Genomic DNA, 22,147 nt, shown 5'->3' with positions numbered 1-22,147 from the left:
GGATTGATGTGGTTGCCTTCCTTGTTTCAGTGGATCAGCCAAATTGGGTGGCTTTTGAAATCACCACCAAGGGCATGGCCTGCGGCCCTGTGTGGAGCACCAATTGGACGGTGCTTGATCTGAGCGACTCAGAAGCCGGCGAAGGCGGCTGAATGATCCAGCCCCGCCCGCAAACAGTGCCATTAAGAACAGCTATGCGCAGAAAGATGCTGCAAAGATGCCCCGATCGGGCATCACAGGGCTTTAATAGTCATGCGGCCAAACCCTTGCCCCACCTGCCATGCGCGTCCCTAAGAATCCAAGCAAGTGCAGGGCGAGCCAAATCGTTGATTTATGCAGCCAGCGCATAAATAACACCAACACCAACAAATAAGGGGCGATTCTTTTTATGACCCTCAAAGAGCTCTGCACTCCGCGACCCTCGGTCTTCGCCGCAGACCGGCGCGCGACGGTGCTCAACCTCGACACGTTCCTCAAGGGCGAGGTGGATGGCGTGGCGTTTTTTGAGGAGAACTACTTCACCAACGGGATGCTCGCTCTGGTGGAGCGTGCCTTCCGTCATCTGAGTGGCTCTGGCGCTGGCTCCTCAGTGTTTCAACTCTCCCAGGCCATGGGTGGAGGCAAGACCCACAGCATGATTTCGCTGGGTCTGCTGGCCAGGGATCCCCACCTCCGGGAGGAGGTGTGCTCGCAAATCGAAGGCGGTAATCCTGCCCCGAACTTGGGCGCCTGCCAAGTGGTGGGCTTCAACGGCCGCAGTACAGATGCCACCGGGGGGATTTGGGGTTCGATTGCAGAACAGCTTGGCAAAGGCGAGCAATTCGCTAAGTACGTTTCACCCCTGCTGAGTGCACCGGGCCCGCAGGCGTGGAAGGAGCTCCTGGGTGAGCAGCCTCTGGTGATCTTCTTGGATGAGCTGCCGCCATATCTGGAATATGCGGTGGCGGTGCCGGTGGGCAACGGAAACCTGGCCACGGTTACCACAGCGGCGTTAGCCAACTTGTTTGTGGCCGTCACGGAGATGCCCAACGTCTGCCTGGTGCTCTCCGACCTGGGCGGCACGAACTACTCCGGTGGACAGGACAATATCAATCAGGCGGTTGATAAAGCCATCCAGCAGCTGACGGGTGAATCGCGGCGGATCGCGATGCCGATCACGCCTGTGAATCCCAATGGCGATGAGCTGTATCACATTCTGCGCAAACGCCTTTTTGCCGAGGTGCCACCCCAAAACGCCATTGATGGGGTGGCTGGCGCCTACCGGGAGGCGCTACGGGAAGCGGTGAACATGGGGCTCACCACCACCACACCAGAGTCTCTCTACACACGGGTTCAGGACTCCTACCCCTTCCATCCCGACTTGCGGGAGCTGGTGGGTAAATTTAAGGAGAACGAGGGCTTCCAGCAGACCCGTGGCGTGATCCGCCTGATGCAGATGGTCGTCTCCGACCTCTGGCATTCAGGAAAGGCAGCTGGTTTGGAGCTGATCCATCCCTACGACCTTGACCTCAACAAGGATGAACTCGCCTCAGAGGTGCGCACGATCAACCCCAGCYTGAGTGAGGCAATCGCCCACGACATCGCCCATGGCGGTGATGCCGAAGTTGAGGTGATCGATGAAGCCAACGGCAACACAGACGCCTCCGATGCCGCCCGCCTGATCCTGGTGGCCTCTCTGTCCACYACKCCTGGTGCCATCCACGGGATGCGGGAGTACCAACTGGTGGACTGCTTGCAGCGACCCGGCCGAGACCTCTCGTCGTTCAAGCCCAACGTTCTCGACAAGCTGGCAACGCGGGCCTGGTACCTGCATAACTCACCGGACGGCCGGCTGTTCTTCAAGAATCAGCAGAACCTGGCGGCCAAGCTGCGCTCCACCGCTCAATCGCTCCACAACGAAACCGTAGAGCGAATGCTGCGGGAGCACYTACAGGACTACTTCGAGCCCAGCCTGCGCGACTGCTTCCAGGTGGTGAAGGTTCTGCCGCCCCCGGATGAGGTGCAGCTCGATCAAGAGAAAACCACCCTGGTSATCACCCGYCCSGGSGGKCAGGCCAATGGRYTKCCGGTGTCGCAGGACTGGCARGACTGGTGGCAGCAGCAGCCATTCAAGAACCGSGTGCTGTTCCTKAGCGGCTCGAAGGACACCTATATGCGCATTCTTGAGGCCGCTCGACAAGCGCGCGCCCTAGAGAGCATCGAGGCTGACCTCAAAAGCGAGAACACACCTGCAGATGACCCTCAATGGCGCGCTCATGATTCGCTACAAGCCCGGATTGGCTTGCAGTTTTCTTCAGCGCTAAAGGAGACTTTTGATCAGCTGGTCTATCCATCCAGGGAAAGCTCCCTGCGTCCTAATTCTGTGATTCTAGATTTCGCAGGAAACACAAATGGCGAGGCCACGATCAAAGAGACCCTGAGAGTTGCCAATAAATTTACGGCCGAGATATCAGATGACAAATTCCGCGCCTTTGCGGAAGCTCGTCTCTTTGGTTCAACTGAAAGTGCAGTAGCTCTGTGGAGTGATGTAAAGCGGGCAGCTGCGACCCGCACCGACTGGCCGCTGCATAAGCCGTCGGCACTCGATGACCTGAAGGCCGACGCGATCCAGCGCGATCGCTGGCGGYYTGAGGGCAACTACGTGMGCAGGGGGCCYTTCCCTCCRCCGACCCCCAGCATTGAGATWCGAGAAGGCGCCCGGGATGAARACGGCGATGGCCGCACCTATYTGCAGYTGATCCCGCTGCACTGCGACAGCATYGTSTTCGAAAGCGGCGAGAGCGAGCCCACTACCKCCTCATCGCCAGTGCCTTCRACGGCCAARTTYGAGGCCAARGGCCTGCAATACAAGTTCYTGGCGTTTGACAGCGAGAACCCKGAGCGCCAAAGCGARGTGAAGACCTGGACMGCGACGCTGCGWCTCAAGAAGCAGCTCCAYGACCGGGGCGATCACTACGAGGTGGARCTGTTGGCCTTCCCCMGGGCCAATGGGGTGAGCATCCACTACACAACGGATGGCTCCTCRCCGATCGGCAGCAATGCGGCGGTGTACGACGGGTCRATCCGYGTGCCKGACAACTGCCGCAAGGTCTGCGCCGTGGCCCAGGCCCCGAGCTACTCGCTGACCTCCCAAGGGATCGTGCAGGACATCCCCAAGCGCGGAGAGGAGGTGCGCACCATTGATACCACTCGCCCGGCGCGCTGGCAGAAAGTGAGCAAGCTCGATGACTCTGGGGCGGTATGGGACCTGATCACCCGGCTGGAGCAGAACCCAGKTGTGCTGGCCTACGACGTGGAACTTTCTGCCAAGAGCAGCAATGGCGAGCAGATCGTGGACTACTCSGGCTCGCTGGYCAACGGWTACGGCGGCGCCGAGCTCAAGACGGTRGCTGRCAAGCTCCAGGACATCGTGCAGGACGGGACGYTGCGGATGGAGATCGGCAACTTGGGCTTCTCCACYGGGCAAGCCCTGATCGACTGGCTGAAYGCAACYAAGGARSCGTTCAACCTCAGCTAYGTGGACCAGGACTGAGCCATGGCCAGAACCCCCGTAGCTTCACGCAAGAGCATCGGCCTGGGCTTTGTGCCAGATGAGAGCCGCCATGGCTTTCTGATCCACATCCCCAAGGGCGCCGCCAAGGGCGACCTGATCTCGATCAGCGAATACCGGGGCGATCGGTTTAGCGGGCTAGATGTCACCTCTCTGCCGGCTCCACCACCAACCGATCCTGCATTGCGGTTGGCCTTGGACCGGGGGCGTTGGGCCGCTCTGGCGCCTGCTTTCTGGGAAGAAGCCAACCGGCGGCTGCGGGCTAACGGCCTGGCCACCGCCAAGCTCACCAAAAGCCCCACCAAGCCAATCCCTGTGCATCCATCTCTGGGCAAGGAGCTCTGTGTGCTGTGCTGGGCGGTGGAGGAGGCCTCGATCGACGACATCCCCAATGCCCTGCGCAACTGGGAAGCCCTGGCACCGGAGGAGCGTTGGTGGCTCTACACGATGACCGTGGCCACCACCGGCCAGGCGATGAAGAAGGGGGTGGGATGGCGCAAGGCACTCCGCGCCGCCATCGCCGACAACCCCTTCGTGAAGGGAGAGGGGATGTCACCCAAAGCCCGCCGTGAACTGCTTGGCCACTCCCAACTAGCGCTCGAGATCTGAGATGCAGAAAGCCTTCATCGAAACCCAATTCCCGATTGCCCGGCTCTCGGCAGAGTCGTACAAGGAGAGGAAGGCTGGATCAAGTCAAACGCTGACTGGACTGGGCAAGTGGTGGGGGCGGAAACCGCTGATCTTGGTGCGCGCCTGCATCCTTGGGATGCTGATGCAGGCATCAAACGATCCGAAGAAAGATCGAGAGATCTTCCTCAAGATCCTCACCATGGATGACGACGGCACGTGGCAGCGTCAGAAGGGGGACATCCCGGTTAAAGCCTGGCGAGAAGTGGCCCCCGCAGAGATTCAGAACAAGTACTTCGGCGCACGAGGCTTCCAACGCGGAATCAGCGACGAAGAGAAGGAGTTTGTGCTTGCGGAGATCTGGGAAGGTCTCGGCGATCAACAGCGCGCGCGCCTGGATGAGCAGCGTAAGCGTCCCATCCCAGATCGCACTGAGTTTGACTCCCTGCCGTATTCCGAGCGACTAGACATATGCGAACGGCCCGAGAATATAGCGGGTCCCTTGGACGCCGCCTGGGATGACATCAATACACATTTAGGGACAAGTGCAACCAGCCTCGCGGAACTAGCGCAAGAGCTGGGGCATCGCAGATTTGGCCACACTCCAAAGGTGGGTGATGCTTTCTGCGGAGGTGGCTCGATTCCTTTTGAAGCCGCCCGCATTGGCTGCACAACCTATACGTCTGATCTTAATCCTGTGGCAGGGCTTCTTACGTGGGCCAGCCTAAAACTAATCGGAGCTGACAGGTCTACCCAGGGTGAGGTCTGCAGAATTCAAGAACTGGCTTTTTCGGAGGCAGCCAAGCAAATTAACCAATGGGGGATTGAGCGCAATGAAGCAGGAGAACAAGCCGAAGCATTCCTCTATTGCGTAGAAGCCAAGCCAGAGGGATGYGACTACTACATTCCGTTGGCGCCCAATTGGGTGATTGCCGAGAAGTATAGGATCGTTGTCGACTGGGAGCGGGAAGAGGGATCTAATCGTTTGCAGCCCAAAGTTCATCCTGTGAGCAGCTCAGAGCTCAAGCTGTACAAAGACAAGCAAGGAGCGACGATCCTTGATGGCCGCATCGTTGATCCCTTTGATTCAAGTCGGACCTGGTCGATCGAGGCGTTAAGAGGACATGAAGGCTTGCGCCGTTGGACCAATGATGACATCCGCCCCCGGCCTGAAGATGTATTTCAAGAGAGGCTGTATTGCATTCGCTGGGGCGATGCAAGTGGAGGACGTCGATATGCAGCACCATCTCCAGAGGATATGAAAAGAGAAGAAAGAGTGTTTGAACTACTGATGGAACGACTTCATGAATGGCAAGGCATGGGATTTGTGCCCACAAAAAAAATAGTCAATGGCTACAATACAGATCAGCCCATAAGAGAGAGAGGCTGGACCCACTGGCACCATTTGTTCTCTCCGAGACAGCTTTTAGTTCACGGAACAATTGCCAAGAAACTTGCCGAATACGACAGCAAGAGCCCGCAAGCGCAGGTCGCCTCTCTGCTCGCTATGGGCATGCTTGCTAATTGGGATTCCAAGCTATGCATTTGGAACAAGAACCTAGCGAAAAGCGGCGGAATAGGTGCATTTGAACAGACGTTTGCAAACCAAGCCCTCAATACTCTCTTTAACTTTGGCTCTCGTAGCTTCAGCGCGCTAGAAGGCTTTAGGCTTTCAACTCTTAATCACGGGAATCTTTCTTCCAGCGAAGTAGAGGTACAGGACGCCCGCGACATATCTACTGAGTGCGATATCTGGTTGACCGATCCCCCCTACGCCGACGCCGTTAATTATCACGAGCTAGCAGACTTTTTTCTGGCATGGATGGATAAACGGCTTGAGAGTGTTTTCCCTGGCTGGATTGCGGATTCGCGCACTGAACTGGCCGTTCGAGGCGATGGAGGTGATTTTCGCCGATCAATGGTTGAAATCTATGGGAATCTTGCTTCGCTGATGCCAGACAATGGAATGCAGCTGGTCATGTTTACCCATCAAAATCCAGCTGTTTGGGCAGATCTGGGAATGATTCTGTGGGCAGCGGGGCTTAAGGCAACAGCCGCCTGGACGATTAGCACAGAAACTGCTGCTGGCCTCAAAAAAGGGAACTACGTGCAAGGCACTGTCTGCCTTGTGTTACGGAAGAGAATCGGTAATGAACCTGGATTCTTATTTGACATCTACCCCATTGTTGAGGACGAAGTTCGCGCTCAGCTTTCATCGATGCAGGCGCTGGACGAAGAAGGTGAGCCAAACTTCAGCGACTCTGACTACCAACTGGCTGCTTATGCTGCGGCTCTCAAAGTTTTGACACAGTATTCGACGCTCGATGGCAAGAACGTCGTTGACGAAGTCTTTGCAGTCCGCTCAAAAAACGAAAAGAGCGACTTCGAGCAAGTCATCGAACGCGCCATTACGATCGCCTGCGATGCGCTGATCCCCAAGGGTCTCAACGACTCCTGGCGCGAGCTCAGCCTGATCGAGCGCTACTACCTCCGCGCAGTCGACATAGAATCGCGTGGCGAACGCCGCAAGGGCATGTACGAAGAACTCGCCCGTGGCTTTGGCGTAGCCGACATCAAACCCCTCCTCAAGAGCGATAAGGCCAACGGCACCTGCGTGTACACGCCTTCGGGGTTTGGCACCAGCCTCCTGGCACCCATCGACGGCGCAGTGGAATCAGCTGCGGCTTTGCCACGTCAAAGCCGTGCCAGCGCCAGTGGCCCCCACCCCTTTGCYGCCAGCCCCCTGCGCCATCTGCTCTTYGCKATYTGCGAGACRGCKGCAGCCGACAACGATCCCAATCAAGGGCGYCAGTACYTRCRCGACACCTTCGCTCAGACCTAYTGGGGMCGCCGGGACGCGATGGTGCGCTTGCTTGATTGGCTTACTGCCCTCGGCAATTCACAGGACACCGCCGGTTGGGCCAAGGATTCAGAAGCAGCGCGCATCCTGGCTGGCCGCTTGAGAAACGATGACGCCTGATGCTCAAACACCACTCCAGTAGGCGCAGCCGGCTCGACCAGGGGGTTCTAAACGAACGCCTGCARGGGGCGGTGAGTTATGACCGCATTGCCGGCTACTTCCGCTCCAGCCTGCTGGAAGTCGCCGGAGAAGCGATCACTGGGGTGAGCAGCAAGGTGCGGATCATCTGCAACTCCGATCTCGATCCAGGCGATTTAGCTACTGCAACGGCAGCCCAGGCCGCTATGCGCCGCAGTTGGTGTGCGGGCCAACCGGAACTAKCGCCYYCTAACGCCCTTCCTCGCTACAAGGCGCTATACGACGCCCTGATCAGCGACAAGATTGAGATCCGGGTACTGCCCGATACGGCTTTCGGTTTGATACACGGCAAAGCCGGGGTGATCCGCTACGCCGATCGCCCCGCCACGGCCTTCCTCGGCAGCGTCAACGAAAGTGCCAGCGCTTGGAAGCTCAACTACGAACTGCTCTGGGAAAGCGACGAGCCAGAAACGATCGCCTGGGTGCAGGAGGAGTTCGACGCTCTCTGGAACGATCACCGCGCCCGCTCCCTGGCGGACTGCCCGTTCATCCAAAACGACGTGCAGCGAATCATTCACCGCCAGGTAGTTGAACCCGAGAAGCTGCAAACCAGCTCGGTAATGGAAGCCGCCGCCGCCGCCGCGGTGGAAACCCCGATCTACCGGCGAGAACAAGGCCTTTGGCCTCACCAGAAGTATTTCGCCAGCCTGGCCCTGGARCGYCATCGCMTTGGCGGGGCTCGCCTGGTGCTTGCAGATCAGGTGGGCCTGGGCAAAACCATCCAGCTCGCCATGGCTGCTTTGCTGATGGCTCTGGAGGATCCCCAAGGCGGCCCGATCCTGGTGCTCGCCCCAAAGCCCCTGCTGCAGCAGTGGCGCGATGAGCTCATGGAGCTGCTGCAGCTGCCTTCTGCCTACTGGAACGGCCGCAGCTGGGTAGATGAAAACGATGTGGAGCACCCCTCAGAAGGGGTGAAGTCGCTCAGCAAGTGCCCGCGCCGCATCGGGATGGTGTCACAGGGCTTGATCGTGCGCGGGATGCCGGATGCGATCCGTCAACTGCTCAACCAGCGCTACACCTGCGTAATCGTCGACGAAGCCCACCGGGCCAGGCGCCGCAACCGACCCAAAATGGATGCCGGTCAATCGGAAGTTGACGAAAAGGCAGAGCCCAACAAGTTGATGGCTTTCTTATGCCAGATCGGCGAAAAGACCAAGAGCATGCTGCTTGCTACCGCAACGCCGGTTCAGCTGCATCCAGTGGAGGCGTGGGATCTGCTCTCGATCCTTTCAAACGGCAACGAAGGCGTGCTTGGTGGCAACACAAAAACCAGCCGCTGGTTCAGCGCCTTCCGCACGATCCAGATCGCCACGGGTGAGCAAATGGTTCCCATCGATGATGACTTTGAAGGCTGGCAATATCTGATGGACCCCATGCCAGCTTCAACGGAAGACCCAGCTATCAAAAAGATCCGGCGGCAATTGCGGGCCTCAGAAAAAAAGTGGCAATTTAGACCCGAAGACCTTGAGAAATTGCCAACCGCCATCCGACAAGTACAGCTAAAGAACAGGCTGCTGCCTGACTACGGCGAGCGCTTCAATCCAATGCTGCGCTGCATTGTGCGCCGCACCCGCAGCTATCTGGAACAAGAGATCAACCCCGCCACCGGTGGCTACTACCTCCCCAAGGTGGAGGTGAAGCTCTTCGGGGAGGGTGACAACGACGCCATCAGCCTCGGCGGCTATCTCAAGGACGCATACAAAGAAGCCGAGACGTTTAGTGAGCTCCTGCAGAAGCGGATGCGCGGGGCTGGCTTTTTCAAGACCCTGCTGCTGCGCCGTTTGGGCAGCTCGATGGAGGCTGGCCGCAACACCGTGGCCAAGCTGCTCAACGTCTCGCCAGACACAGGTGACGACGAGGACGAGGACGACATCGACGAAGACCTCTTCGGTAACGAGGGCCAGCCCCAGGGCTACAGCGAGTTCCGCAACTTCTCCACAGACGAGATCACGTCCCTGGAGCGCTGCCTCAGGCTGCTGAAAGAGGGCTGCAAAAGCGACCCAAAGCTGGAAGCCATCCTCGGCTACCTGCTCGGCACCAACCCCAATGTGACCGAACGTTGGGTGGACCGGGGCTGCATCCTCTTCTCGCAGTACTACGACACGGTGCGCTGGGTGGGCGAGCAACTGGCCCGACATGAATCAATCCCRAGCGATCTGACGATCGGYCTCTATGCCGGCAGCAACCGTTCTGGGTTCTGGTTGGGCGGCCGTTTCCAACGCTGCGACCGCACCCTGCTGAAGAACCGTGTCCGCAGTGGTGAGATCAAGCTGCTGCTTGGAACTGATGCCGCCTCMGARGGCCTCAACCTGCAGCGGCTCGGCACCCTGATCAAYATYGACCTTCCTTGGAACCCCACCCGCCTGGAGCAGCGCAAAGGCCGCATCCAACGCATCGGYCARGCCCGCAAYCARATCTGGATCGCCAACYTGCGYTAYCGCGACTCYGTGGAAGAYAAGGTGCACCGSGTRYTSGCCGAACGCCTCCAGGCCATTCATGAACTCTTCGGCCAGATMCCCGACACMCTKGAAGAYGTGTGGGTRAAGGTTGCCCTCAATGATCAAGCCGAGATCGCTGAACTGATCGATCAGACCACCGCTACCCGCAATCCCTTCGATAGGAAGTACAGCAAGGTGGAAGATGCTGATTGGGAGACCAGCCCAATAGTTTTAAATCCGATTAGTGTGCGCGAATTAATGGAATTGGGCTGGAGATAGGAGATTGGATGCCGGCGAAGTGATGCTCACATAGGCTCAACAAACACCTTACTTCTTTCGGTCACTTCGTATTCATCAGTGCCCCACCGTAGACGCACAAAGTCCAGACCTTTCTCGAATGTCACGAGGCAGCAAGATTGATCAGCAAATATGATCTTCAATTCACGCGCATGATCAAGTCTGGGGCCAGGCACATCGCAATTACGCCAGGATAAGCGAAAGYTAGGGTGATYCTCTATCTGTTTCATAATCGCATGCTTACGCGTTAAGTCATGTCCATCCTCGAACTCCTCTCTCAGTTGGTTGGTATGGATAGTGATCATGCTTTCACTTGACAGCCAGGGCCCGCTTAGCAATTGCGCGAACAGATGKGCATATCTCCTCCTCTGCTTATCAAAATATCTATCACAATAATCCGCAGAGAGYAGCTTCTTACCWTGGAGGATAGACTCAAGGCCCATCAAACTGCGGAGCTCATCAACRTTGTATGATCGGCTAGWMATGTTAAWKCCAAARGCTTTTGTGCCTGGATCTTCCAGCTGAGAGGAAGCAACKAGCTTGCATGACTCTGCMAGTGACTGAATCTTCAGGTACGCATCYCCAACTCCTTGTCGGCTCCTTGTTATGATACATTTCTGGTCATGTTCAGACAGAAATAGGACTTGACCAGCTACACCATTAGCGGAGCCATGACCAAAGCAGAAYRTCTCCACAGAAGATTTAGGATTATGATAAAGATCTACATAGCCAGAGTCGATCCAGTCGGCCAGCTTTCGCCGAGTGAACTTGTTGGCAGTTTTYCCGTCATTGGCAGGGATTTCACTTAGAATACATAWTATTGGTTGATCATTATCCTTGTGTAAATCTATTGCCCGCTCCAGCTGGCTCATCGAAAGGTAGCTCTTGAGATCGCGGAGGACAAAAGCTGTGCCTTGACGTGCTGATGTTAGATGCTGAGTCAGTAGTTCTGGTAGTTTCTCCACGTCGTAATAACTGGAGTGCCGCGCGAAGGAACGTTGAAACTCATCTGGGTTTAGCTCGCCGACAATTGGCTCCAATCTACTTCGAACTAGACCGCGATCCAAATCGGCATGAAAACTCTGGTTCGAATAGGTTCGCAGGCAGTTATAACAACTTGCTTCACATGAACAGGAGCTRACCAGTTCAAGAGTTCGTTTGAGTACATCATCAAACATCTCGGCAATCTTCTTGGTATGACCAGCTCCTGACGCCACATTGTCATAGAGGATAATTTCTGTAGCGTTATARTTGTTTTCTATGGGACGGAAAAGCCCGTCAAGCTCAGACCGGTCRATATCAATGACATCAGAGGCAGCAGCAAGCAAGGCGTAGGTCAAAGAGCGCCAGAAGCTTGACCCATCCCGAGCGATCTYATTAGTCGCCTCCTCATCTTCAGAAACAGAGTCAACGCTGTTTCCAGACTCGATATTCTTGATTTTTTCAAGGAGGCTAGGCAGGTTCGCCTCATCGGTAAAGCGGATCCTGAGGAAGTCACTTCGAAACTGATGGGCAAGATGCAATAAGGTTGCCTTGCCAGTACAGGGCTTGCCAGTTATAGGATTAACATGCTCTGACTGACTTCGCTCAGAAKTTTTTTTATTAGTTTTKGATTTTGAAGATTTGACTTGGGAAGAAAGGTCTAGTCCGCAATATTGACATAGCCAGTACCCGCTTGTTGCAAATGAACCAGATCGGCCGCGAGGTCCTTGATTTGATAAGAAGAAGTCACCGCCTTGACTGGTAACAAGACTAAAGAACTGAGTAGATCTAGATGTACTTACATGATGATTACTTTCCGGATTTTCCTGAGCATCCTCCGGCATGAGGAAGACCTGAGATGTTGGTTGTCGCATTGGCTTCCTAAATGGCGTAATCTTTGGTGTTTCTGACCAGTTTGTACTGAAGGATCGAGGAATTACATACGCACGGCCAACACCTAGCCTTCCCTCGTTAACCGCTACTCCACAGACACGACATTCCAGTTGACCTGAATTATTAGTTAAATGCTTCTTGATGTCTGACTGAATACTGCTATTTACAAACACATTGCAATTGTCACARACCCAGTAATATCGAGTTGGAAGGTCGATCGGTCGTACGACAGCAACTGACCGATGAACCCGATCATCGACAACGACATCCTGGCCAGGTGCATATTCGGTGAGAGCCATGCGACGATCGCGCTGCAGACGATGGCCTCCGCTTCCCCATGGCTGTCGGGTGTCATTTCTCTGAGTCAGCAGCTGCACAACATCAATCGGGAAGCCATAGATGGGCAGAATGCTGGATTGTGCCAGCACATTATGCAGCTTGAGAGCACGTAACTTCTTCAACTCACCAAGAATTGCATTACGAGCCTTATTGAGTCGATCCGCCTTCTTATTTGACTCATCATCATTGCGATCACGAACCATTTTCCATTCATCAATGACTTCTCCGAGGTTCTTGACTTGTCCGTTCCAGTCCTTGACTTGGTTCTTGGCAAATTCTTCAGTCTCGATTACCAGACCCTTGAGAATACCCTGCTCAACAATGTTACTTCCCAAAAGTGACAATGTTTTACTGCAATATGCCTTAGCTTCATTGCCGCCGAGCCAAAGATGGAGCTTTCTGTAGTAGGAACCTAGCTGTTTACTGTCGACTTCAACTGCCTCCTGACTATTTAAGTCAGGAAGACCAAGAAACTCACCAACGGTGAGATCCTCTGTTCCCAATTGGTGATTGGATCTTAGAAAGTGCCCGATGAGCTCTGCTTGTGCATGCCGTTTGGTGATTGAATAATTACTAATATCCAGACTGGGAACTTTGTTAGAGCCAGCAATCAAGTGACGAGGCTGCTCGAAGAAATAGCGATCATGAGGGCGACGTTGTCCGTACATCACTGTGACCGCCAAGCCATCTGCTCGACGACCAGCTCGGCCAGCCCGCTGCTGGTAATTACTCACGTATGGAGGAAAGTTTCGGAGTGCCACAACCTGCAGCTCGCCGATGTCGACTCCGAGCTCAAGAGTCGTTGAGGAACTCAACAGATTGATCTCGCCAGCTCGAAAGCGATTTTCCCGCTCTGATAATTCTTCAGGCTGAAGCTGAGCTGTGTGTTCTTCAGCTGTCAAGGAGATGGGCCGGCGCTGGATTAAGGAAACATAGTGTTGCTTAATTTGATTCTTATCACTACGCTTTRCCAAGACACCATGGCATTTGCTTGCCGGGCATAGAAAGGCAACCGGCACCTGACTTGCATCCAAACTACTTAATCTAGGCTTGTGAAAAATCTGTTTGCATTGAGGGCACTCATACCAATCAGAATCTGATCTGGTCAGGCAATTTAAGCCCCAAGCAAGTTGAGAGCCTTGTCCGTCATATTGTTTTAGCAGCTTACTCTCTACTAGCGCATCATAAAGATCCCTCATTATATCTACGCTAGGCATGAAGCCAATACCCTTTTCAATCAGTCGAACAAGCCTGTTTTGGATCTTATGGAAACTCCCATCATGGTTAGTACGTGGCTCGAATGAAACGATATCTTTTTCTTTATCAATTTTCGCTTTTTTTAGAAAGACTTTGGGCTGGCCCTTCCTTCCAAGGATTCCCGACCAGCTGGAGCCGTCGCCACCTGTCTCGTTGTAATAGTCTGAAGAATCCTGGATGTCGACAGCCCCTAAGAGTCTAATCTCATCAGTTAATCCAAACAAAAATACCTCACACCACGTTTTACACCAGCTTTCCTTCCAATCGAAAATTGAACAAGTCTGTTCAACAAGCTGATCTGGGATTCGTTCAACATGACAAGCCACCAACCCAAGCGCTTCCATCGATGTCCTTCTAGCCGAAGGAACGCCGAATTCACAGAGGAGAATCTCCCGTGAYCGACTCGTCGCAAGACTGTCTAGTTTCTTTGAAGTGAGGCTAAGACTAAGATGCTTATTCGGCTCATTGCTAGCGTAACTTTTATGATGATAGTCAGATTTTCTGTCGGGATTGGGAATGGATGCCTCACGCAGTAGCTGCGTTAATTCTTCCTCGACATCGCTTATGTCAGCAGTTCCATTGACAGCGACTCTATTGAATGCCCGCCAAATGCATTGCCTATATAGGAACTCTGTATGAGATCGCTGAAAGTCTGAGGCAAAGTATGCTGCATCTTGGCGACCATCTGAAAATGTAAGAATTTTGGACTTTGGCTTGTCAATCCTGTCTGTCTCCTTTCGATTTGTGCTGGCGGAGCGATCATTAGGTTCACTGAGAAGATCAAATAAGCGGTCGATAACCACAGACAATGGTGCATCGGTAAATGATGTGAAGCGGCTCATCCACTCTTGTCGCTGCCTTCTCGCACCACAGCCTGGGCAGCATTTGGGAGCSGGATCAGACTCATCAGCGTTTGGCTTCGAATTAGGCCTGATATACCTGTAGAGCTGATAGGCCCCATCCCCAGGYATGACAACGTCCTTTAAGGTAGTTTGTTGCTTTTCCTTTACCCGCCACTGGCCATCGTCCGCTGTKATGARAATKGGCTTTAGTTGGAAGCCACCATTCAGGGTAATGGTTTCGTCAAATGTCGATATCCCTCCATCGATGAGATTGCCATCATCTGCATCTTCATCGCTGCTCAGTAGGTGCCTCTCAACGGGAGTTARATGCAAGATGSTCTCGCTCTCCTCGATATTCTCGATGGCACGCGGCACCTCTACCAGAAGATTAGATTTGCTAACCGCRATAGAATAAACTTCTCCACATTTACGGCATGARGATAATTCTAGGACGGGACCCTCGCATGATTCGCAGTGTGTGCGCCGATCGAGGTACAACCTCCCATAACCGATCAGATTTMGGTTCTTTTCATCAGTTGAGGGAGCACCCGGGCAACGTGGGTTGATGCATGCAAATAGCCCCTCCATGCTTCGGTACAGCAAATGTAACCGAATGGGAAGGAGGGGCTGTTCATCGGGTCTCAGTCGTGCACTGGTCACGATCTGCACCAAATTGGATAGTGCTTTCAGAGCACGCGGAAGCTCCTCTGACTCCACGTCCCCATCCAGTGAACGAGGAACARTCCACAATTCAGGACTTGTCGCGACTTGGGTCCACGGTCGGGGGCCGCTACCAAGCACATTCATCAGGCGTCGAATATGTGGATGGCCAGCGAGAACATGCCAGAGGAAAACATGCACATCAGCACCTGATGCTTTATGCGCAGCATTCAGTTGCGTGGGCGGAACTAAATCCCTGAGAGCCTCCTTGCAAGCCTCTACGGATTCAAAGATTGAATTAATATCTAGAGATTCATACCGTTCATAGAGTTCATCGTCAGGAAGCTCTTCAACAGCGTATGTAGGGCCAAACCGCTTGTCCGGGCTGACTCTGGTACCCCAGATTAGATGGTCTTCACTGAAGGGCTCATCGAACAGCTGCGAGGCAAAGCTACAAACTTTCTGTCTGATACCATCCTGTCTCGGATCACCCAAGGAAGCACTGGTAGCAATAGCTTGAATCTTGCACGTCTCTTCAATGCCCATGGAAAGCTTGAAGCGCCGCAATAGCATCGCCACTTCTGTTCCTGTCGAGCCGCTATAGGTATGCGCTTCATCCAGAATCAGCAAGCTGAAATGCTTGGATGCCTCAAAGATGTCCCCTCTTTCTTTTGGCCGCATGAGCATATGCTCAAGCATTGAATAGTTCGTTATCAATATCTGTGGAGGTGTTTTCCAGATATCTTCACGGGAGATGGCCTGAACACGCATTATTTGCCTGGCGGCCTTCTCTACAAGTTCGGCGTGAGGAAGGCCTAGCATTCTATTTCTTTCTGAATCATCAAAGAGAGAAAGTATCTCTTCACGTTCTGTGCCTATCAGTTCACGACGTAGTGCTTCTTCACCTTTGGCATGAGTCTTTTCAGTACGACTTGTATAGAAGCCAAATCGAATCAGATTTGGACCGTCATTCTGTTTACATAACAGCTTCCGTAGCCTTTTGACTTGGTCGTTGACCAAGGCGTTCATCGGATAAAGAATCAACGCTTGCATGCCTGGCCGAGGATCCTGAAGTAGCCGCTGAAGCATTGGAATCAGGAAACATTCCGTTTTGCCAGAACCGGTTCCAGTCGCCACAACAATGTTCGCCTGGTCCTGTACAGCGGCTACGACTGCTGCCTCTTGATGCGCRTACAAAGGTCTATCKGCTTCAAATAGCTGAAGCATCCTCTGATCGAGGAGTCCTTCGTCCGTCAACTGTCGAATGGTCTTGCCAGCCTCATAGGGTTGGTTTCCCTCCAGGTAGGGATCTTGAGAAATAGTCCCCGGTTGTCTCAGTAGCTGCTCAAAGCCGCGCCTGAGAGCTGCGTCGTTGATTGGGTAGGCAGCAAGAAGATAGTCAACCAGGCTGTCCCGGGTGGCGGTGGCTGCAGAGACGGCGTCGAGGGGCATGGGAGGCGTGGCGGGGGGTGAAGAGAGGTCTTTTAGTTAATTCATCGGCTTGTTAATTCCSAGYTTGCTCTCGAGTAGCTCCGCTAATAATTTTTTGTACTTAAATTGKACTCGCAGATACCTGGCGTTGCGTTCATTACTSCCACTCCCTGCCTGCCGGTYAAACGCAATCTCATCAGTATACCTTTTCAAGAACGCAAGATAATCTATTGGCAATTGTCTTTTTAGTTCGATCGGAATTTCACTTTCTATGTCAAGTAGTCGTGCGGYATTGGCATCAAGATCAATACGGTACATGGCTAGCAAAGCTTGTTGTCGTTGCAGTCTGTATAGCTTGTCTGCAATTGCCCAAATATATATTTCYGAGGATTGACCGAAGCGGAACGACTTCWCCTTAATGCGGCGAAGTTGACTCATCTCACTCGGCCGMGCCTCGGCAAGCCTGAACCATCGCTTATCGAAAAAGTTCATGCGACGAGGMACATASACCTCCATRCYTGTRCTGATATCMTCCTCACAAAGYTGCTCYGCCATWGAKAKTTCTAYCTGMGTTGGYAGCTGTGGCTCMGGYAGGAAYYCAAAAAGCATGTTCTCTGTTTGAACCGATATTCCACGSGATTCAAGGATKTCYCTGGATTCATCTGCACTCTTRYTTGWTTCAAYAAKYCGWGTCTCCATATCACCAAMAGCAYCGAKCAGYTCAATGACTTCGTTTATGTACGCCCGATCACCTACGTACTTTGCGCGAAGTGGAGCTTCCCTTTCAACTATCAATGWCGGTGGKGCCATTCGAWARATCTTTCTTCCTTCTCCTTTTGATRCGATCTCGAATTCACTCTGAAGAACTTCAAGCTGTTCACCAATTCGCTTAACCAATGACTGCCCTGCCCGTACATCTTGATTGGGTGGGGTSAATGCCTCAATTCGCTCACTGATTTGTCGGCAGGTCATTCCCATAACCTGTCTAKGATCATCAGAATTACGAGCACTCGATAAAAGCGTGATGATAAGCTTCTTGAGTTCGGATGCTCTCATTCTTTTGCTCTGCTCCACTCTACACTGATAGCAAGACCAGACTTATTTCTCATTTTACTAACCAACGAATCTAGCTCATCTCGCAGCCTCTCTCTGGATTCATTATCAATATCGGCAAAGCTCAGCCTATGAAACACAAAACTCGTCCCCCTTGCAAATCTTCCACCTGGATAGGCTGTTGACCTACTGTCTAGATGGCCAAATCTCTCCCCTATAAGCTCATCCAAGTCATCAACTACTATCTTCTGTATGTCAAAATTTCCTCTATTGCCATGTACGACTAGATCTACTCTGTAGACAAGCCTCCTTCGCTGAGCCGGTCGCTTACGCAGTTCTATAGTAGATGGCTCTTCTTCTTCCCTGATTTTTTGGTCACTAACGGTGGAAGATCTAATTAGAACCGCCAAATCGTATTGACTGATAAACCCCTGTCTCTGGATGGATAGACTCGCTGATTCTCTCGACAGCAGATACGGTTCGAAGGCGGAAATCGGGATCTTACAGCTACCTAAGTTATCTGCAGAAAGAACTGGTGAGAAATACTCACCATCCCCATCTAGGCGAACCCGAATTTTTTCGTCTGCCCACAAACCACGTATCAGCCAATCGGCATTCCAAAACTCTTGAGACTCTTTTAATGCTAATGGTGACACATTCCTCTCAAGGTCAATAACTCTCGTTATCCCCTTGAATCTGTATTCGGCTTGCAATGATATCGGGGGAAGACTCTTGATGTCGAGCTCTTCAGCTATCAAAATCTGTCTAGACCATTTCCGTGTCTTATCGCTGGAGTCATCGAAATAGGATATCTTAACTGAATAGAGGCCTGGGCAGGTAATMAATTTCCGTACTTCTGCCTGCTGCCAGCCTTCCGTAGAGTGCACCTGAATAGATCCAAGGGGCATGTAGAATTCATCATCCTTAATCTTAAATAGTTCAATCTTTGCATCTGTTACTGCAGGTGGAAGCCATAGTTCTGGACTCTCTGCCAGCATAACGAATCCATTGGCTTGCCCTGGAAGACTCAATCCTTGAAGAAGTGGCCTACTGTTCGATTTTCCACCCCCTGGCACGACCCAGCAAATTTCACACTCATCGCCGTTGACATTGGCAAGGGAGATTGTCTCAGGTTTCTCTAGTGGGCTCGTTCTCGCTAGTTGAAGAAGACGCCATCCCCCGAGCCCTGATACACTTATTGGGTCATCGGTCTCAGCTTCAATACCATCTGAAAGAACAACATCCCAAYTACGTCTGTACAGGAGAGATRAGCTGCTGCCAATCAATGCTCCGTCGTTAATGATTTCATTTGTMTCGKAATTAAATAGGAYRTAGGGGTTGCKGGKCGTYAAGCCGTYGCAGCTCCATTCAGCAAGAACCGCATTATCAAGGCCTTCGTGTCGAAGCCTTAAAACATATTCCTTGCCTTCTTCTTCAATCTTGACACGTAGCTCTGGGACAATCAGATCCTCTTGTTTGCCATCAATATCAAGTTCTCGAACAAGTTGCGGCACTTTCTCCTTGGTTTCAAGGTTGATTGCGCAGTATGTCTTATGGCTGASGCTTCTTGACTTCTCGACGGCAACTGATTGGCTGGGAAGAACCAACTCGAGATAACAGTCATCATCGTCAAGATGAAGCATCATCTTCGGACAGATTCCTTTCAAGTCCTTGGTTTTTACCTTGCGCTCTGATTGGTCTTGACTTGTCCCTCGCGCTTCGATCTCCCGTTGAATGAGTGCTGATAACCATTCTTCTACTTGGCTACCTCTCTGTTCAAGATCAATCTGCTGCTTCAGTGCGGCTGTGAACTCAGGAGTGAAGCCACCTTGATAATAGATCCTAGAAATAAGTTGTAAGTCGATACTGTCGTGCGAAGTGTGCCCCTCTTTGTCTCTCCCTACGACTTCATGTAATCTCTTGCGATCAGAGCGACAAGGGAATGAGAGCTTCCAGGAATGCGAAATKATAGAACGTCTGGGATCTATATTTGGCAAGACTAGTTGCCTGTGCTCCTGCCCATCAAAAATATCATTCCTATCAAGCCATTTTGACAGTTGAATCCAAGCTGCAGGGAGATTTCCGCTTAGGTATTGGCTTTCATTGGCTCCAAATACATCATCTCGCTCATAGCGTCTGTGAAACTCACCATGCTCGAAGGGGGATGGGAAGCCCTGTGCAATAAGACATGTCGTCCATAGGAAAGCAAAATATCTTGGCGGGCTAGGGCTCTTGTAGTCCCATGTCTCTAGTCTCTTGATGAGAAGCCGCGCAGGCGATAAGCCGTGATTGAATGAGAACTCGCGTACACGGTCTACAAGAGCTTGGGCTACATCGGCGGGAGCAGAATCTCTATCRCCGGTCACGAAGGCAAGGTCTTCTTCGGTTGACGGAAGCCCCTGACTGCTGGCTTCGTTTGCCTTTTGAACGAAGCAATAATCAAGGAGCTTGATATTCCAGTGCTCTTCTGACCAGTCCGACCACTGCACCGGTATCGCTCTCAGGTATGGAGCAAATTGCTCGGCATCTTCAAGGTCAGCATCCAGATCTGCTTCCTCCAGTTCATCTTCAGATTGATCATCTTCTGTATCTGCCCGTTCAAGCTTTCTGAGCCTCGCGAGCTCTCGCCGCTCGTYTCTTTCCTCTTCCCGGCTCCTTACCCCGGTAATACGCAGGGATGGATTCSTTGATGATTGCTTTTCCGAAAATGAAGTCTGTTTCTCTCCGACCTSAGTTTGAACGTCTTCTGGRCACTCTCTAGGTAGCTCGAATCCTTCGGATAGATCACCGCTAACTGATKCTAGAGACTGTCTTTCTGAATTAGATCTGGATACATTGTTAAGYACTTCCGGTTGCGCTTTATCATTGGCCTGTCTATCGGGTTCTTTGCCTGACTCTGGTTGTCCATGCATATTCCCGCTGGGAASCTGCTGACGCTCAGTATCAGTATTGTCCTGGTCTTTTAATCTGGACGTCGAGCTATTAGACGCGGCGTCTTGATTTWTTTCTTCTGCGTTAGGTTTATTTTCTTGTTTGAGTGGACGAGCCTTAAGAAACTTCTGAATCTGCTCAGCAAGATCTTTTTTCCGAATCTCTTCGGCTATTCGCCTTTGCTTCTCAATGGCCTTTCGTCGAGTCTCTAGATCCTTTGACTTARTGTCTGGCCTATTTTTCAATTCTGCTTCTCTTTGCGCTTTTTCCTCARCTTCTTTCTGYGCCTTGGYCTCAGCTTCTARKCGTGCTTTCTCRGCAGCGGCYTCTTCCTTRGCCTTGCGMTCAGCCTCCTTGCGCGCTTTTTCCTCAGCTTCTTTCTSTGCCTTGGYCTCAGCTTCTAAKCGTRCTTTYTCRGCAGCGGCYTCTTCCTTGGCCTTRCGMTCAGTGTCTGCTTTTTCTGCGTACTTGGAAAGAAGTTGCGCTCTTATCTCTGAAACCTTATCCCTGTCAGATGAAATCGGTAACCTGATGCTCTCCATTCGGAGTAGCTGATTTGCGATTCTTGTCTTCAGTCGGTCTCGTCGTTCTGGTGATGTGATCCGGTAGGTGAGTTCATCAAATATTCCTAGCATCCTAAAAGCTTCTGAAGCCGAGAACGACTTATCTGCTAGATCCTCAAGTTCTTCTARAGAAGACTCTATAAATGGCCGTCTGTCTGATGAAGTAATTGCGTTATAGAGCCATCTGCCCAGACTCCTAAGTCTCACGTCTCATCCCTCCTCTTTGCTATTGGACGTAAGCACACTTGCCGTTGGTATGGTTGTACGGGGTCCACATCCCAGAGYCGCCGAACCATACGGAACAGGGGCCTGGAGGCTGTTTCCTTGAACGCATAAAGGGTGCGCTTGCCCAGCACGTTCTCCTCCACGATCGCGGTCCGATAAGCCTTGGCCGGAGCGTCCGCTGGAATCGCCGCAAGCAGGATCTCCGGCTCTTGGAGCATCAGGGTCTTGCTGGTATGTGGGCCGCTGTCAGCCACCCAGAAGCCCAATGTCACCAGGTCGACCTTGTCGCCTGAGACCTTTGGATGCTTGACACTGGAGCAACGGGCAGGCATGCGGCGGAGGGCGTGGGCTGCCCTGGGAGGGCCCTGGTGGAGGTCACACTGCGGTTGTCTGCGCATGCAGCTCAGCAGCGTTCTTGCAGCAGTCTGGCCCCTGGCATCGGTTTCAGCATCCTTTCACTTTATATATATTAAAAATTTTTGCATTTCAAAGTGCTAAATATAAATAATTGAGCTTCACTCGCATCGCAAAAATCAGTTCTAATTTTAATGTATTTGCAATGAAAATCTATTGCCACAACTTGCAGTAACAAGTCATTTTAGTTTGCACTAATAACCCCTTAATTCATTTGATCCATCCCCTTAAATTCCTTTAGCAAAGCCCGATTCAGTTTGTTATTACAGCCAATCAGCAACTGCGGGTAGATACTGCCATCTTTATAAGGTGCGTAAGCAGCAGCGCAAGCAGCCTTGGCTGCCTCTTGCCATTGCTGATAAATCGCCGGGGGCAATTTGCTATTTAATTGTTTAGTTGATTTCTCTAATTGCACTCCAGCGCAATAGCGCATCTCCACAGTGGTTTCACCAGGGCAGTTGAGTTTGGTTGGTTGGGCCCTAGCAGCAGTAGATGGCAGCAGCAACAGGCCTAGTAGCAATAGCGTTTTCATAGATCCTTTAGCCCCTTGAGCAGCGTACGGCTAGTTGCTGGTGGGGTAGGGGTAG

At 52.5% G+C, this 22,147-nt stretch carries 7 protein-coding genes; 4 read left to right on the top strand and 3 right to left on the bottom strand.

Annotation, left to right across the window (positions count from 1 at the left end; genetic code table 11):
• Positions 1-388 precede the first annotated feature (388 nt).
• Genes C7K08_RS08195 through C7K08_RS08180 form a run of 4 tightly spaced genes read left to right on the top strand, consistent with a single transcriptional unit; the run spans position 389 to position 9,952 of the window.
• Positions 389-3,532, top strand: a complete 3,144-nt coding sequence (locus C7K08_RS08195) for a DUF499 domain-containing protein (protein ID WP_106500153.1) — start codon at positions 389-391, stop codon at positions 3,530-3,532.
• A gap of 3 nt (positions 3,533-3,535) precedes the next feature.
• On the top strand, positions 3,536-4,159 hold the full coding sequence (locus C7K08_RS08190; protein WP_106500152.1) for a DUF3780 domain-containing protein: 624 nt from the start codon (positions 3,536-3,538) through the stop codon (positions 4,157-4,159).
• A gap of 1 nt (position 4,160) precedes the next feature.
• Positions 4,161-7,157, top strand: coding sequence for an anti-phage-associated DUF1156 domain-containing protein (locus C7K08_RS08185; RefSeq protein ID WP_106500151.1), 2,997 nt, complete (start codon positions 4,161-4,163; stop codon positions 7,155-7,157).
• Complete coding sequence (locus tag C7K08_RS08180; protein WP_106500150.1) at positions 7,157-9,952, top strand: phospholipase D-like domain-containing anti-phage protein; 2,796 nt, start codon at positions 7,157-7,159, stop codon at positions 9,950-9,952. Before C7K08_RS08185 ends, C7K08_RS08180 begins: the two co-directional genes overlap by 1 nt.
• 26 nt (positions 9,953-9,978) lie before the next feature.
• Here the strand turns inward: C7K08_RS08180 and C7K08_RS08175 are convergent, their stop codons facing one another.
• The 3 genes from C7K08_RS08175 to C7K08_RS08155 all read right to left on the bottom strand — a co-directional run bounded on the left by C7K08_RS08175 (position 9,979) and on the right by C7K08_RS08155 (position 22,092).
• On the bottom strand, positions 9,979-16,395 hold the full coding sequence (locus C7K08_RS08175) for a DEAD/DEAH box helicase (RefSeq protein ID WP_106500149.1): 6,417 nt from the start codon (positions 16,393-16,395) through the stop codon (positions 9,979-9,981).
• 1,031 nt (positions 16,396-17,426) lie between these two features.
• Positions 17,427-20,603 carry a hypothetical protein gene (locus C7K08_RS08165; RefSeq protein ID WP_133165187.1) on the bottom strand — a complete coding sequence of 1,059 codons (3,177 nt, stop codon included), beginning with the start codon at positions 20,601-20,603 and terminating at the stop codon, positions 17,427-17,429.
• 1,162 nt (positions 20,604-21,765) lie between these two features.
• Positions 21,766-22,092, bottom strand: coding sequence for a lysozyme inhibitor LprI family protein (locus C7K08_RS08155; RefSeq protein ID WP_106500145.1), 327 nt, complete (start codon positions 22,090-22,092; stop codon positions 21,766-21,768).
• Positions 22,093-22,147: the final 55 nt, after the last annotated feature.

The organism is Synechococcus lacustris str. Tous (assembly GCF_003011125.1).
Classification (GTDB): Bacteria; Cyanobacteriota; Cyanobacteriia; order PCC-6307; family Cyanobiaceae; genus Synechococcus_D; species Synechococcus_D lacustris.
This window is presented reverse-complemented; position numbering and strand designations above follow the sequence as displayed.

Excerpts from the sequence above, each read along its gene's own strand:
- C7K08_RS08155 (WP_106500145.1), bottom strand. The coding sequence starts at position 22,092 with ATGAAAACGCTATTGCTACTAGGCCTGTTGCTGCTGCCATCTACTGCT.
- C7K08_RS08190 (WP_106500152.1), top strand. The coding sequence starts at position 3,536 with ATGGCCAGAACCCCCGTAGCTTCACGCAAGAGCATCGGCCTGGGCTTT.